Annotated in this window: 12 protein-coding genes; 8 read left to right on the forward strand and 4 right to left on the reverse strand. The window is 75.6% G+C overall.

Going from position 1 to position 13,160, the window contains the following annotated elements; translation table 11 throughout:
- Positions 1–57 precede the first annotated feature (57 nt).
- Complete coding sequence (locus ACF1AK_RS17770) at positions 58–825, forward strand: LysR family substrate-binding domain-containing protein (RefSeq protein WP_391499688.1); 768 nt, start codon at positions 58–60, stop codon at positions 823–825.
- Between the two features lie 685 nt (positions 826–1,510).
- Here the strand turns inward: ACF1AK_RS17770 and ACF1AK_RS17775 are convergent.
- Together ACF1AK_RS17775 and ACF1AK_RS17780 are read right to left on the reverse strand one after the other, a co-directional pair.
- Entirely contained in the window at positions 1,511–3,220 is a 1,710-nt protein-coding gene (locus tag ACF1AK_RS17775) for a hypothetical protein (protein WP_391499689.1), read from the reverse strand.
- The gene (locus tag ACF1AK_RS17780) at positions 3,217–4,185 is read right to left on the reverse strand and encodes an ATP-binding cassette domain-containing protein (RefSeq protein WP_391499690.1); all 969 of its coding nucleotides are present in this window, start codon (positions 4,183–4,185) and stop codon (positions 3,217–3,219) included. The genes ACF1AK_RS17775 and ACF1AK_RS17780 overlap by 4 nt, the downstream gene beginning before the upstream one ends.
- Before the next feature lie 248 nt (positions 4,186–4,433).
- Between ACF1AK_RS17780 and paaK the strand changes: the two genes are divergently transcribed.
- The 3 genes from paaK (at position 4,434) to ACF1AK_RS17795 (ending at position 7,765) form a co-directional block, all read left to right on the forward strand.
- A complete protein-coding gene (paaK, locus tag ACF1AK_RS17785) occupies positions 4,434–5,777 on the forward strand; it encodes a phenylacetate--CoA ligase PaaK (RefSeq protein ID WP_391499691.1) in 1,344 nt (447 codons plus the stop codon).
- Between the two features lie 166 nt (positions 5,778–5,943).
- Positions 5,944–6,318: an ArsR/SmtB family transcription factor gene (locus ACF1AK_RS17790; protein ID WP_391499692.1), complete on the forward strand. Its 375-nt coding sequence runs from the start codon at positions 5,944–5,946 to the stop codon at positions 6,316–6,318.
- 154 nt (positions 6,319–6,472) lie between these two features.
- A complete protein-coding gene (locus ACF1AK_RS17795; protein WP_391499693.1) occupies positions 6,473–7,765 on the forward strand; it encodes an MFS transporter in 1,293 nt (430 codons plus the stop codon).
- 59 nt (positions 7,766–7,824) lie between these two features.
- Here ACF1AK_RS17795 and ACF1AK_RS17800 read toward each other — a convergent pair whose 3' ends face one another.
- On the reverse strand, positions 7,825–8,232 hold the full coding sequence (locus tag ACF1AK_RS17800; protein WP_391499694.1) for a MerR family transcriptional regulator: 408 nt from the start codon (positions 8,230–8,232) through the stop codon (positions 7,825–7,827).
- A gap of 90 nt (positions 8,233–8,322) precedes the next feature.
- On the opposite strand from ACF1AK_RS17800, the gene ACF1AK_RS17805 reads away from it, so the two are divergent.
- A complete protein-coding gene (locus ACF1AK_RS17805; RefSeq protein ID WP_391499695.1) occupies positions 8,323–9,792 on the forward strand; it encodes an MFS transporter in 1,470 nt (489 codons plus the stop codon).
- A 361-nt stretch (positions 9,793–10,153) separates the two neighbouring features.
- On the forward strand, positions 10,154–10,498 hold the full coding sequence (locus ACF1AK_RS17810; RefSeq protein ID WP_391499696.1) for a hypothetical protein: 345 nt from the start codon (positions 10,154–10,156) through the stop codon (positions 10,496–10,498).
- 240 nt (positions 10,499–10,738) lie between these two features.
- Here ACF1AK_RS17810 and ACF1AK_RS17815 read toward each other — a convergent pair whose 3' ends face one another.
- Positions 10,739–12,061, reverse strand: a complete 1,323-nt coding sequence (locus ACF1AK_RS17815; protein ID WP_391499697.1) for an MFS transporter — start codon at positions 12,059–12,061, stop codon at positions 10,739–10,741.
- A 100-nt stretch (positions 12,062–12,161) separates the two neighbouring features.
- Between ACF1AK_RS17815 and ACF1AK_RS17820 the strand changes: the two genes are divergently transcribed.
- Both ACF1AK_RS17820 and ACF1AK_RS17825 read left to right on the forward strand, forming a co-directional pair.
- Entirely contained in the window at positions 12,162–12,827 is a 666-nt protein-coding gene (locus ACF1AK_RS17820; protein ID WP_391499698.1) for an ArsR/SmtB family transcription factor, read from the forward strand.
- Positions 12,824–13,126, forward strand: coding sequence for a sulfurtransferase TusA family protein (locus ACF1AK_RS17825; protein WP_391499699.1), 303 nt, complete (start codon positions 12,824–12,826; stop codon positions 13,124–13,126). Before ACF1AK_RS17820 ends, ACF1AK_RS17825 begins: the two co-directional genes overlap by 4 nt.
- Positions 13,127–13,160: the final 34 nt, after the last annotated feature.

Consider the following 13,160-nt stretch of genomic DNA (forward strand, 5'->3'; position numbering starts at 1 on the left):
GTCACCAGGGTAAGCGAGCGGCCGACGCTCCCCGTCACGGTCGGTAGCCTTGGTCGGGTGACAGAGATGCAGGTGACACCCTCGTTCCGGCTGGCGTACGTCCCGGGAGTGACCCCCGGCAAGTGGGCGCGCGTCTGGTCGGAACGGCTGCCGGACGTTCCGCTCGCGCTGGTCGCGGTGGAAGCCGCCGACGGCGAGCCGACGCTGCGCGCGGGCGGCGCGGACGCGGGCCTGGTGCGGCTGCCGGTCGACCGGACCGGCCTGAGCGCCATTCCGCTGTACACCGAGACGACGGTGGTCGTGTTCCCGAAGGACCACTGGCTGGCGGCGGCCGAGGAGGTCACCGTCGAGGACCTCGCGGACGAGGTGGTCTTCCACCCGCTCGACGACACCCTCGGGTGGGAGCAGCTGCCCGGCCGCCCGGCCATCGAGCGGCCGGCGACCACGGCGGACGCGATCGAACTGGTCGCGGCCGGCGTCGGCGTGCTCCTCGTCCCGCAGTCCCTGGCCCGTCTGCACCACCGCCGCGACCTCACCTACCGGACGGTGGCGGACGCCCCGCAGTCCCGGGTGGCGCTGTCCTGGCTGGAGGACCGGACCACGGACCTGGTGGAGGAGTTCATCGGCATCGTCCGCGGCCGCACGGTCAACAGTTCCCGCGGCCGCGGTCAGACCGCCCCCGCCCCGGCGAAGCAGCAGCCCGGCGCCGCCAAGGGCAGGAGCACGGGCGGCCGGCCGTCCCCGGCCCGCACCACCGGCACCGCCCGCTCCCGCGGCGCCTCCGGCACCTCCCCCCGCCGAGGCCGCCCCAAGCGCCGCGGCTGACCCCGACGCAGGGCTCGCCCGGCCGCCGACCGGGATCTCGGCCGACGGAGCGTCAATCCACCGTGCACGACGGCGCGTTGGCGGGCCCGCCGGGGACGGCACGGTCTCCCGGATGCTCCACGCGATCCAGGCGGGGAGGGCGCGGCGGGGGACATCGACTGCCGGCCTCCGTCCACTCCACCGTCGTGCGCGCCCCCAGGCCGCCACCGGCGGAGCATCCGCTACGGCTTCCCCCCGCTGTTTCTGACTCGCCTCCCTGGCCGGGGCCGCCGGAGCGTCCGGCGGGCCCCGGCCTGTCGCGTGCCTCAGCGCTGTCCGGCCGACTCCCGCTCGCGCCCGGGCGGCGGACCGTGCCGGGCGAGCAGTCGGCGGCGGCAGGGACGGTCTTCGACTGTGAAAGTCCTGCCGGAGCCGGTCACGGGTGCACGCCGGGACAGAAGACATGGACGTCCTGATCCCCTCGGATGTCTCCAGGCTGCCTGAGCCCGCGCGCTTCAGGCCGACCGGCCATGCCTCGGACCACCCCGACGGTGACGGTGGCCGGGTGGGACTCGCGGGTCTTGTCGTAGCGGGTGGCCAGGCCCGCCATTGCAGCCTTGTTGAAGCAGCGTTCGACGACGTTGCGAAGCCGGTGGAGGCTCCGGTCGAGGCCGGGCGGCAAGCCGCCGACGCACGCCCCGGGCGATCAGTCGCGCAGAGCACGGCGGGCGGAGGCGGTGAGAAGGGTCACCGCGAGCAGGGCCAGGGCCAGGGCCGCGACCAGGACGGGGGAGGGGCCGGCGGGGTGGCCGTCGCGGCGGACGGTGCCCATGAAGTCGAGGGCGGCGACCTGGTTCACGGCCAGGTACCACAGCGGGAGGTAGAGGGCCTGGAAGAGCCGGTGGCTGCGGGAGAGCGTGCCGAGGGCGAGGGCCAGCGAGGGGATGAACAGGGCGCCGGCCGACCAGGCGGCCGCACCGGCGGTGTCGCCGGCCGCCGCCAGGCGGACCAGGACGCCCGCGCCGAGCAGGGCGGTGAGCAGGACCCCGGCGGCCCATTCGGCGAGCAGCCGGGTGCGGGCGGCGGGGTAGGCGCCGAGCAGGGCCTCCAGGCCGTACTCGGCCGTGCGGCTGCCGAGACGGGACCAGAGCAGGACCGGCCAGATCCAGGCGGCGGGCAGCACCGCGCCCGCGCCGGTGTCCGGCGGGACGGCGAGACCGGCCGCGAGCAGGCCGGCGGCGGCGAGCCACCACCAGCGCGAGGCGTCGGCGCACAGGACCCGCGCCTCCCCGGCCAGCAGCCGGCCGAAGCCGAAACCGAAGCCGGAGCCGGAGCCGCGGCCCGGGCCGGAGCCGAGGCCGGGCCGCGGGCCCGCCGGGGCCGTGGCGAGCGGGGCGGGCGGGAGCACCGGGGAAGCGGTGGGGACCGGCGCCGCCCCGCCGGTGCCGGCCGGTGCCCGCCGCCCGGACGTGGCCCCGCGCGCCGGGTCGAAGCGGGTGAACCAGAGCGCGGGCAGCGCCGCGAGCGCCACCGCGAGCAGCACCAGCAGCAGCCGCTGGACGACGAAACCGCCCTCCAGGCCCGCGCCGTCCCACCGGAACGGCTCCAGCGGGGTGTCCACCCTGGTCAGGCCGAGGCTGAACTCGTCGCCACCGAGGCCGACCCCGCGCGCGGCCAGGGCGTCGCCCAGCGAGGCGGCCGCCGGGCCGAGGCCCAGCCCGCCGAACGGGGCGCCGGGGCGTTCGCCGGCGATCAGCAGGGCCGGGGCGCAGGCGAACCAGACGACGTTGCCCAGCCCGCCGCGCAGCAGCGGCACCGTCTCGAACAGGACCGCCAGCGCGGCCGTCGCCGCGAGCAGCGGCAGCGTCAGCACCAGGAAGGGCGTCAGCAGCGCGACCGGGTCGAGCGAGCGGTCCTCGCCCCGGACCAGTTGCAGGGCCGGTGCGGTGAGCGCGAGCACGCCCAGCATCGAGGCGAGGACCAGCAGATTGCCGAGGAACTTGGCGAGCAGCAGCTCGACGTTCCGCAGCGGCGTCGCGGCCAGGATCAGGCCGACCCCGGTCTCCTCGTCGCGCCCGAGCCCCTTGCGGACGGCGTAGAACCCGCCGAGGGTGAGCCAGAGCGCACCGGCCAGGGCGGTCGCGGTGCCGGTGTACGCGCTGTTGTACTCGCCCCGGTAGCGGCCGAGCGCGAGGATCGCCCAGTGTCCGTCGGCGGGCGGGACGGCGAGCAGGCCGAGGCCGACGGCGGCCAGCAGCGTCACCGCGTAGGCGGGGCGGCGGACCCGGTCCCGGAAGTCGCCGAGGGCGAGCCGCCGCAGGCGGGCGAGCACCCCGGCGCGGGTGGGCGCGGCGCCGGCCGGGCCGCCCGCCGCAGCGCCCGGCGGTCGGCTCGCGGCGAAGGTGTCCGCGCTCATCGCCGCACCTCCGTGCGCTCGCGCCCGGCGGCGGGCCGGACCAGGCCGAGGTACGCGTCCTCCAGGTCCGGTGCGACCGGAGCCGCGTCGGGGACCGGCGGGCCGTCGGCGAGCAGCCGCAGCCGCACGCGGCCGTCGCCCGTGCGCACCATCCGGCTGACCACGTACCGCGCCTGCACGGCGGCCACCGCCCCCGGGTCGGCCAGGACCTCCCACACCCGGCCGGCCTGGCCGCGCAGCAGCTCCTCCGGAGTGCCCCGGCGCAGCAGCCGCCCGTCGGCGACCACCGCGATGTCCCCGGCCACCGACTCGATGTCCGAGACGATGTGGGTGGACAGCAGCACCACCCGGTCCTCGGCGAGCACGCTCAGCAGGGTGCGGAAGCGCACCCGCTCCTCGGGGTCGAGCCCGGCGGTCGGTTCGTCGACGACGATGACGTGCGGATCGCCGAGCAGCGCCTGGGCGATGCCGACCCGGCGCAGCATGCCGCCGGAGTAGGCGCCGAGCGGACGGCGCAGGGCCTCGGTCAGGTTCACCAGGGCGAGCAGCTCGTCGATCCGGGCCCGGGCGGAGCGGGCGGACAGCCCCTTGGCGGCGGCCAGGTAGGCAAGGAACTCGCGCGCGGTGAGCTTCGGGTGGACGCCGAAGTCCTGGGGGAGGAAGCCGAGTTCGCGCCGGAGCTGCTCGGGCCGGGCGAGCGCGTCGGCCCCCCGGTAGGTGAGCCGGCCGGCGGTCGGCCGGGTGACGGTGGCGACGATCCGCATCAGCGAGGACTTTCCCGCGCCGTTCGGTCCGAGCAGTCCGAGCAGCCCGGGGCCGAGCCGCAGCGAGAGGCCGTCGACGGCGCGTTTGCCGCCCCGGTAGACCTTGCTGACGTCGGTCAGTTCGAGGAGGGGAGGGTCGGTGCGGCGGTCGCCGGGGCGGTCGCCGGTGGGGGCTTCGGGGCGGGTCTCGGGTCGGCTCATGCGCTCTGCTCTTCCGGCCGGTGCGTGGACGGTGCGGGACGTCGACGAGCCTCCCCGATCGGCGGACCGCTGCCATCTGCCGTTCGGCAGAGATCGGCCCTCGTCCTTCGACGGGCGGCCGACGGGCCGGGGCCCCGACGGCGGACGGGGGCGCGCTGCCCCTTGACAGGTGGTTCGGGTGCTGGATTACTTGGCCCTGTCCGAGGGGCCAACCGAATGATCGGTCGGCGTAGGCGGAGGGAGCCGCGATGAGCGACGGAACGGCTGCCGGACCGGGCGCAGCCCGGCTCGGCGAGGCGCCGCCGGACGGACTGCTGGACGCCGGTGAGCGGATGACCCGCGAGGACCTGCGCGCGCACCAGCTGAAGCACCTGAGGGCCACGCTGCGCCACGCCTACGACAACGTCGAGCTGTACCGCCGCAGGTTCGACGCGGCCGGCCTCGCCCCCGAGGACTGCCGTACCCTCGCCGACCTCGCCCGCTTCCCGTTCACCACCAAGGCCGACCTGCGCGACACCTACCCGTACGGCATGTTCGCCGTCCCGAAGGAGAAGGTCCGCCGGATCCACGCCTCCAGCGGCACCACCGGCCGCCCCACGGTGGTCGGCTACACCGAGCGCGACCTCGACGTGTGGGCCGATGTGGTGGCCCGCTCGATCCGGGCGGCCGGCGGGCGGCCCGGCCGCACGGTGCACATCGCCTACGGCTACGGCCTGTTCACCGGCGGACTGGGCGCGCACGCGGGCGCCGAACGCGCCGGCTGCACGGTCGTCCCCGCCTCCGGCGGCATGACGGCCCGTCAGGTCCAGCTGATCCAGGACCTCCGGCCCGAGATCATCATGGTCACGCCGTCCTATCTGCTTACCCTGCTCGACGAGTTCGAGCGGCAGGGCGTCGACCCCCGCACCACCTCGCTGCGGGTCGGCATCTTCGGCGCCGAGCCCTGGACGGAGGAGATGCGCGCCGAGATCGAGCGGCGGATGGACCTGCACGCCGTCGACATCTACGGCCTCTCCGAGGTGATGGGGCCCGGCGTCGCCCAGGAGTGCGTGGAGACCAAGGACGGCCTGCACATCTGGGAGGACCACTTCTACCCCGAGGTGGTCGACCCGCTGACCGGCGAGGTGCTGGCGGACGGCGAGAGCGGTGAACTCGTCTTCACCTCGCTCACCAAGGAAGCGCTCCCGGTGATCCGCTACCGCACCCGTGACCTCACCCGCCTGCTGCCGGGCACCGCCCGCCCCGCCTTCCGCCGGATGGCCAGGGTGACGGGGCGCAGCGACGACATGATCATCCTGCGCGGGGTCAACGTCTTCCCGACCCAGGTCGAGGAGGTCCTGCTGCGGGTGCCCGCCGTCGCGCCGCACTTCCAGCTCCGGCTGACCCGCCGGGGCCGACTGGACCACATGACCGTGCGGGTCGAGGCGCGCCCGGACGCCGCTCCCGACCAGCGGGACGCGGCGGCTGCGGCGATCGCGCGGGCGGTCAAGGACGGGGTGGGCGTGAGCGTGGACGTCGAGGTGGTGGATCCGTACACCCTGGAGCGCTCGGTCGGCAAGATCCGCCGGATCGCCGACCTGCGCGAGGGCTGACCCTCGCGAGGGCCGACCTGCGCGAGGGCTGACCTGCGCCAACCGTCAGAGGGGCGGGGCCGCTCGCCTCGACGCCCCCGGTGGTGCGCTCACCGTGCGGCGGAGGGCGTGAACCGCGCGCTGCGGACCGGGTGAACGGTGGTCGCGGGCCCTCTAAGCTGAGCCCATGAGCGGGAGCGTCCAGGTATCAGGTGCACACACGCCCTCAGGTGCACACAGGTGGCAGGAGCCCGGCGCGGACGAGCGGCTGGACGTGGCCGCCGGCATCCTCGCCCTGCTCGCCGACCGCACCCGGCTCGCGCTGCTCCAGCGGCTCGGCGAGGGGGAGGCGGACGTGACCACGCTGACCGAGGCGGCCGGAGCGGCCCGCCCGTCGGTCAGCCAGCACCTCGGCAAGCTGCGGCTCGCCGGGCTGGTGTCGACCCGCAAGGACGGCCGGCGGGTGGTGTACGCGCTGCGGCACGGGCACCTGCGGAGGCTGGTCCAGGAGGCGCTGAACGTGGCCGACCACCAGATCAGCGGGCTGCCGCCGCACGACTGAGGGCCGCGAACCCCCGCCCCGCCGCCCGGTCCGGACCGGGCGGCGCTTTTTCGGTCAACGCGTGCACACGTATGCACATGTTGCCCTAAGGTGGAGGGAAGGCGCCCGCCGGACGGGACGCCCCGGCCCGCGCCGAGTCCGAACGGAGTCCCCGATGTTCTCCGTCCTCCGCCATCGCACCTACCGGCACCTGTTCACCGCCCAGGTCGTCGCCCTCGCCGGCACCGGCCTGGCCACCGTGGCACTGGGCCTGCTCGCCTACGACCTCGCCGGCCCGGACGCCGGCTCGGTGCTCGGCACCGCACTGGCGATCAAGATGGTCGCCTACGTGGGGATCGCCCCCGTCGTCGCGGCACTCGCGCACCGGATCCCGCGCCGCCGGCTGCTGGTCGCCGCCGACCTGGTCCGCGCCGGGGTGGCCCTCGGGCTGCCGTTCGTGGGCTCGGTGTGGCAGGTCTATCTGCTGATCTTCGTTCTGCAGACGGCCTCGGCGGCCTTCACCCCGGCGTTCCAGTCGGTCATCCCCGAGGTCCTGCCCGAGGAGCGCGACTACACCCGGGCGCTGTCCCTCTCCCGCCTCGCCTACGACACCGAGAGCCTGGTCAGCCCGGTGCTGGCCGCCGGGCTGCTGGCGCTGACCGGCCACCGGTGGCTGTTCTGGGGGACGGCGGCCGGCTTCCTCGCCTCGGCGCTGCTGGTCGTCTCGGTGACCCTGCCCGGCAGGGTGGCCGGGGCGCCCGAACCGCCCGAGGCGCCTGGCGCGCGGCCGCGCCCGGCGCGCGCGCCGGCCGGGATCCGGCTCTTCCTCTCCGTGCCCCGGCTGCGGGCGCTGCTCGCCCTGGACCTCGCCGTCGCCGCCGGCGGCGCGACGGTGATCGTCAACACCGTCGTCTACGTCCGCGACCAACTCGGCCGGCCCGCGAGCGACGTGCCGCTCGCGCTCGGCGCGTACGGCGGAGGGTCGATGGTGGTCGCACTGCTGCTGCCCCGGGTCCTGGACCGGGCCGCGGACCGGGCGGTGATGCTGCCCGCCGCCTTCGCGGTCGCGGGACTGCTCGCCACCCTGGCGGCGGTCACCGCGGCGGGGCCGCCGGCCGGCGGCGGGTGGCGCTGGCCCGCGCTGCTCGCCCTGTGGGCCGGGCTCGGCGCGGCCGGCTCGCTGATCCTCACCCCGGGCGGGCGCCTGCTGCGCTCCGCCGTGCCACCGGCCGGCCTGCCCGCCGCGTTCGCCGCCCGGTTCTCGCTGTCGCACGGCTGCTGGCTGCTCGCCTACCCGCTGGCCGGCCGGCTCGGCGCCACCGCCGGCCTCCCCGCCGCCACCGCCGCGCTCGGCGCCCTGGCCCTCGCCGCCGCAGCCCTGGCCACCCACACCTGGCGCCCCCCGGCCCCGGCCCGCCGCCCCCTCCCCGCCCCGCCCGGCCGCCACCACCGCCCTGCGGCCCGCTGACGGCGCGGCCGTTCGCGGCGCCGCGCCGGCCCGTGTGCGGGCCGGCCCGCAGGGGCGGCTCAGTCGCCGGCCGGTGTGCGGCGGGGCGCCCAGAGCCGGTCGGCGTCACCGGCGGCGAGCCGGCCGCGGTAGACGTCGACCTTGCGCGCGATGAGGTCCAGGTTCTCCTGGAGTTCGGCGATCCTGGCGAGCACCTCGTCATGATGCGATTCGAGCAACTCCAACCGCTCGCCTTCGTTGCCCCGGCCCGCCACGACGAGTTCGGCGTAGCGGCGGATGCCCCTGATCGGCATGCCGGTCGCCCGGAGCCTGGTGCAGATGGTGATCCACTCCAGGTCGAACTCGCGGTAGCGGCGCCGGCCGCCGTGGGTGCGGTCGACGGGGGTGACGACCAGGCCGGCGCGTTCGTAGTAGCGCAGGGTGTGCGCGCTCACCCCGGTCCGCCGAGCAGCTTCGGCGATGCTCATCCCCGTTGCGGGCACGGGTTCGGGACGGTGCACGGATTCGGGACGGTGCTGGTTGACTTCGACCACGCTCCAGAACCTAGCGTCCCGGGCATGCCCGAACCTACGCCTGTACTCGGTCCTCGCCGTCGACTCCTGGTGCTCGCGATCTGCTGCGCCGGCGCGATCGTCGTGGTGATGGACATCTCCATCGTCAACGTCGCACTGCCGTCGATTCGTCGTGAACTGCACGCCTCGGAGTCCGGATTGCAGTGGACGGTCGACGCCTACACCCTGGTGCTGGCCGCCTTCCTGGTGCTGGCCGGATCCACCGCGGACCGCGTCGGCCGTCGGCGCGTCTTCCAGACCGGCCTCGCCGCCTTCGGGCTCGGCTCGCTGCTGTGCGGGCTGGCGCCGGGCATCGGTTGGCTGATCGCGGCGCGCACGCTGCAAGCCGTCGGTGGCACGATGCTCAACCCGGTGGCGATGGCGATCGTCGCCGACACGTTTCCCGAGCCGGCCGAACGGGCCCGGGCCATCGGCGTGTTCGGGTCGGCGACCGGCCTGTCCCTGGCGCTCGGTCCGATCGTCGGCGGCGCCCTGGTCGACGGCCTCGGCTGGCACTCCGTCTTCTGGATCAACGTACCGATCGTGGCCGCCGCGATCGTGTTCACCGCACTGTTCGTACCCGAGTCCCGCGCCCCCCGGGCGCGCCGATTCGACCCGGTGGGCCAGGTCCTGACGGTCCTGGTCCTCGGCAGCACCGTCTTCGCGATCACCGAATCCAGGGAGCTGGGCTGGTCCTCACCCGTCGTTGCGGGCCTGTTCGCCGTGGCCGTGCTCGGCGTGCTCGGCATCCTGGGCTACGAACCACGCCGGGCGGACCCGCTGTTGGAGCTGCGGCTGTTCCGCAGCGTGCCGTTCGGCTCGGCGATTCTGATGGCGCTCTTCGCGCTGTGGGGTTTCGGCGCGTTCCTGTTCGTGACCACCCAGTACCTCCAGGACGTGCGCGGCATGTCGGCGCTGGCGGCCGGGCTGTGCCTGCTCCCCGTCGGGGGGCTGGTCGTGGTGCTCTCCCCGTTCACGGGACGGCTGGTCGCCACCCACGGTCCCAGGCTGCCGCTGGTCGTAGCCGGGGGCGCGCTGGCGCTGGGCGGCGGCGCGTCGGTCTGGGTCGGACCGGCCACGCCGCTGCCGGCCGTGCTCTCGGTCCACCTGCTGTTCGGCATCTTCCTGGGCACCGTCAACCCGCCGGTCACCACCACGGCGGTGTCCGGAATGCCCCGGTCGATGGCCGGCGTGGCCACCTCGTTGGCCTCCGCCGGCCGGCAGACCGGCACCACCCTGGGTGTCGCGGTCGCCGGAACGATCGTGGGGTCGGCCCTGCCACGCGGCGGGGCGGCGTTCACCAGTGCGGAGCGCGGAGTGTGGTGGATGGTGGCCGGGTTGGGCCTGGGCGTGGTGATCCTGGGACTGTTCAGCACCGGGAGCCGGGCCCTGGGCACCGCAGGGCGAGCCGCGGCACTGTTCGAGGAGGTGAACCGCGGCCCGCTGCCCCGCGCCGCCTCCACCGGCCGCCGTTGACCGGCAGAGCGGCACGCCGCCGACCGGGGACCCCTGAGGCCGGAGGCTCGCCGGCCCCAGGGCGCCCTGTCGGCGAGGGCCGGGTGCGGGAGAGCGCCCGCCCGGTCGGCCATGGAGGGTGGGGTACTGGCCATCCTCCCTCCTCCCGCTTGTTTTCTGTGCATGCCAATGGACACGCTGGAGGTGTTCGGACGGCTGCCGTGCCGGCCGGCCACCGCTCCGCTGCGGATGCCGCCAGCCGGTCCTGCGGCCGGTCCGACCACCGTTCCGGTGCCCCGGGGCCGGCGCGGGCCGCGCCGCCGGGACGGCGCGAACGGCACCGAACCCACCGGAACCGCCCGAGAAGAGATGAGGAAGAAGCATGCGCAGGACCGCGATGGCCCTGACCGCCCTGTCACTCGCCCTGGGAACCGGGATCGCCACCGCCCCCGGCGCGGTGGCCGCGACGCCGTGCCCGACCGGAGCGGTCTGTATCCGCGAGTTCGGCGGCGACATCCTGAGCAAGAACATCTTCTACAGCTACGGCGCCCACAACCTCGACAACGTCACCGGGTACCACATCCTCGTCAACAGCCAGACCGGCCGCGCGGGTTTCCAGTTCTGCCGCGGCTACGACGGCACGGACTGCTCGATCACGTACCGCGACACGGGTCCCTACCCCGCGATCGACTTCACGCCGATCAACTCCCTCCTCCTCGTCCCGTAGCCGGCCCCACGGCGGGCGGGCGCGGGCCGGCGAGCGGCGGTACCGCGGTCACGATGCCGTCGCGCGTGCTGGACACGCCGACCGGACGGGGCCCGCGCCGGAGTCGCCGGGGGTGGTGGGGGCGGTTTCGCGGCCGCAGCAGGGCGCGTCTCCCCGGGCCTCGCCCGGGGCCGCGCGCCCCGGTTCCTGCCACCGGCCGGCGGTGTGCGGTCGCGCCCGGGGCGGGGGAGGCCCCTGTCCTCACCCCCGGCGGCTCCCGGGAAGGGTTTCGTCCATCCGTACGGCGACCACCACGCCGGCCGCGGCGGTGAGCGCCGCGACGGCCCAGACGGCGGTCGTCACGCCGTAGGCGTCGGCGAGGGCTCCGGCCAGGAGCGCGCCGACCGCGAAGCCGCCGTCGCGCCAGAGGCGGTAGACGCCGACGGCGCGGGCGCGCCAGGCGGGGTGGGCGACGTCGCCGATGACGGCGAGCAGCGTGGGATAGACCAGCGCGGTTCCGGCGCCGAGCAGGACCTGGGCGAGGGCCCACACCGGGAAGGTGGTGCCGGCGGCGACCAGGCCGATCGCGAGGGCCTGCAGGAGCATGCCGGCCGTGATCAGGTGCTTGCGGCCGATCCGGTCGGACCACCAGCCGGTGAGGATCTGGCCGAGCCCCCAGACCGCCGGGTAGAGGGCGGCAAGCAGGCCGATCCGGGCGACCGACAGGCCGTGGGCCGCGAACAGCAGCGGGAAGATCCCCCAGGCGAGGGCGTCGTTGAGGTTGTTGACCAGGCCCGCCCAGCTGGCCGAGGACAGGGCCCGGTCGGTGAGGCTGGTGGTGCGGGCGACCTGGCCGGTGGTGAGTTCGGCGTGGTGGCCGGGGTCGGCGGGGGCCGGGTGGAGGGCGGCCTCGGCGCGGGCGTGTGCGCGGGTCTCGCGCACGGCGAGCACGGACAGGCCGAGGCCGAGGGCGGCGTACGCGATGCCGAGCAGGAACGGCTGCGGGCGCAGGCCCCAGTGGGCGGCGATGGCGCCGGTGCCCATCGCGGTGGCGGCGACGGCGAGGTAGCCGGCGGCCTCGTTGAGGCCCATGGCCAGGCCCCGGCGGGCGGGGCCGGCCAGGTCGATCTTCATGATGACGGTGGTCGACCAGGTCAGGCCCTGGTTGACGCCGAGCAGGACGTTCGCGAACACCACCCAGCCCCAGGTCGGCGCCCAGATCAGCAGCAGCGGCACCGGGAGGGCGAGCAGCCAGCCGGCGACCAGGACCGGTCTGCGGCCGTAGCGGTCGGACAGCGCGCCGGCGAAGAAGTTGGTGACGGCCTTGGTCGCGCCGAAGGCCACGATGTAGGTCAGCGTGGCCGTGTAGGCGGAGAGGTGGAAGGTGCGGTCGGCGAGCAGGGGCAGGACGGTGCGCTCCTGGCCGAGCATGCCGCCGACCAGGGCGTTCACCGCGACCAGCAGGGTGAACTGGGCGAGGTTGGCGCGCAGCCCGAGCCGCAGGCCCGAGCGGCCCCCGGCGCCGGCTTCGGAGCGGACGTCGGGGCGCGCGGTGGACGCGGTGCCGGGCGCGGTGGCGGTCACGGGCCGTCCTCCAGAAGGGGCGGGATGTCCGGTCGGGGGACCGGGTGACAGGCGCACCCGGTTGCTTCTACAATATTCCATGGATTCATGGAGGATGCCCATGGGAGACCCCGCACGCAAGGCCGCGCTGTTCGATGCGCTGGCCGCCACCGGCAAGGCGCTGTCCAACGGCAAGCGCCTGGAGCTGCTGGACCTGCTCGCCCAGGGCGAGCGCAGCGTCGACGCCCTCGCCAGGGCCGCCGGGCTCGGGCTGACCACCGCCTCCGCCCACCTGCAGACCCTCAAGCGGGCCGGGCTGGTGGCCACCCGCCGGGACGGCGTGCGCATCCACTACCGCCTGGCCGGGGACGATGTCGCCGCCCTCTACGCGCAGCTCCAGCAGGTCGGGCTCGCCCACCTGGCGGCCACCGGCCGGGCGCGGGCCGCCTACCTCGGGCCGCAGGACACCGACCACCTCACCCGGGAGGAGCTGCTGGCGCGGGTGAGGGCCGGCACCGCGACCGTGATCGACGTGCGCCCGGCCGAGGAGTACGCCGCCGGGCACATCCCGGGCGCCCTGTCCGTCCCCCTCGACCAGCTGGAGGCCCGGCTCGCGGAGCTGCCCGCCGGGGCGGAGGTCGTCGCGTACTGCCGGGGCGTCAACTGCGTCCTCGCCCACGACGCCGTGCGGCTGCTGGCCGCGCGCGGGCGCAGTGCGAAGCGGCTCGCCGACGGCATGCTCGAATGGCGCCTGGCGGCCCTGCCGGTCGAGGCGGGTGCCGCATGACGGCCCCTGCCGCCGGAGCCGGCGGCGCGATCGTCGTGGACGGCACCGGCATGCTCTGCGTCACCCTGCTGCTGCATCTGCGCAAGCGCATCGCGGGCCGTCCCACCGGGACGACCGTGCACATCGTCAGCACCGATCCGGCGGCTCCGCTCGACCTGCCGGCCTGGTGTCACCTCACCGGCCACGACTACCTCGGCCCGGTGCCCGACCCCGAGGGGCGGGACGTCTATGCGCTGCGGCTCGCGGCGGACCCGACGCCGACCCGGCCCGACGCCCCGTGGCACCCGGTCGCCGGGTGATCCCGGCCCCGGCGGGCCCGGCGTCGACGGCGCG

Source organism: Kitasatospora sp. NPDC015120, assembly GCF_043080305.1.
GTDB lineage: Bacteria > Actinomycetota > Actinomycetes > Streptomycetales > Streptomycetaceae > Kitasatospora.

Excerpts from the sequence above, each read along its gene's own strand:
- ACF1AK_RS17790 (WP_391499692.1), top strand. The coding sequence starts at position 5,944 with ATGAGCGGGAGCGTCCAGGTATCAGGTGCACACACGCCCTCAGGTGCA.
- ACF1AK_RS17775 (WP_391499689.1), bottom strand. The coding sequence starts at position 3,220 with ATGAGCGCGGACACCTTCGCCGCGAGCCGACCGCCGGGCGCTGCGGCG.
- ACF1AK_RS17780 (WP_391499690.1), bottom strand. The coding sequence starts at position 4,185 with ATGAGCCGACCCGAGACCCGCCCCGAAGCCCCCACCGGCGACCGCCCC.
- ACF1AK_RS17825 (WP_391499699.1), top strand. The coding sequence starts at position 12,824 with ATGACGGCCCCTGCCGCCGGAGCCGGCGGCGCGATCGTCGTGGACGGC.
- ACF1AK_RS17820 (WP_391499698.1), top strand. The coding sequence starts at position 12,162 with ATGGGAGACCCCGCACGCAAGGCCGCGCTGTTCGATGCGCTGGCCGCC.
- paaK (WP_391499691.1), top strand. The coding sequence starts at position 4,434 with ATGAGCGACGGAACGGCTGCCGGACCGGGCGCAGCCCGGCTCGGCGAG.
- ACF1AK_RS17795 (WP_391499693.1), top strand. The coding sequence starts at position 6,473 with ATGTTCTCCGTCCTCCGCCATCGCACCTACCGGCACCTGTTCACCGCC.
- ACF1AK_RS17810 (WP_391499696.1), top strand. The coding sequence starts at position 10,154 with ATGCGCAGGACCGCGATGGCCCTGACCGCCCTGTCACTCGCCCTGGGA.
- ACF1AK_RS17805 (WP_391499695.1), top strand. The coding sequence starts at position 8,323 with ATGCCCGAACCTACGCCTGTACTCGGTCCTCGCCGTCGACTCCTGGTG.
- ACF1AK_RS17800 (WP_391499694.1), bottom strand. The coding sequence starts at position 8,232 with ATGAGCATCGCCGAAGCTGCTCGGCGGACCGGGGTGAGCGCGCACACC.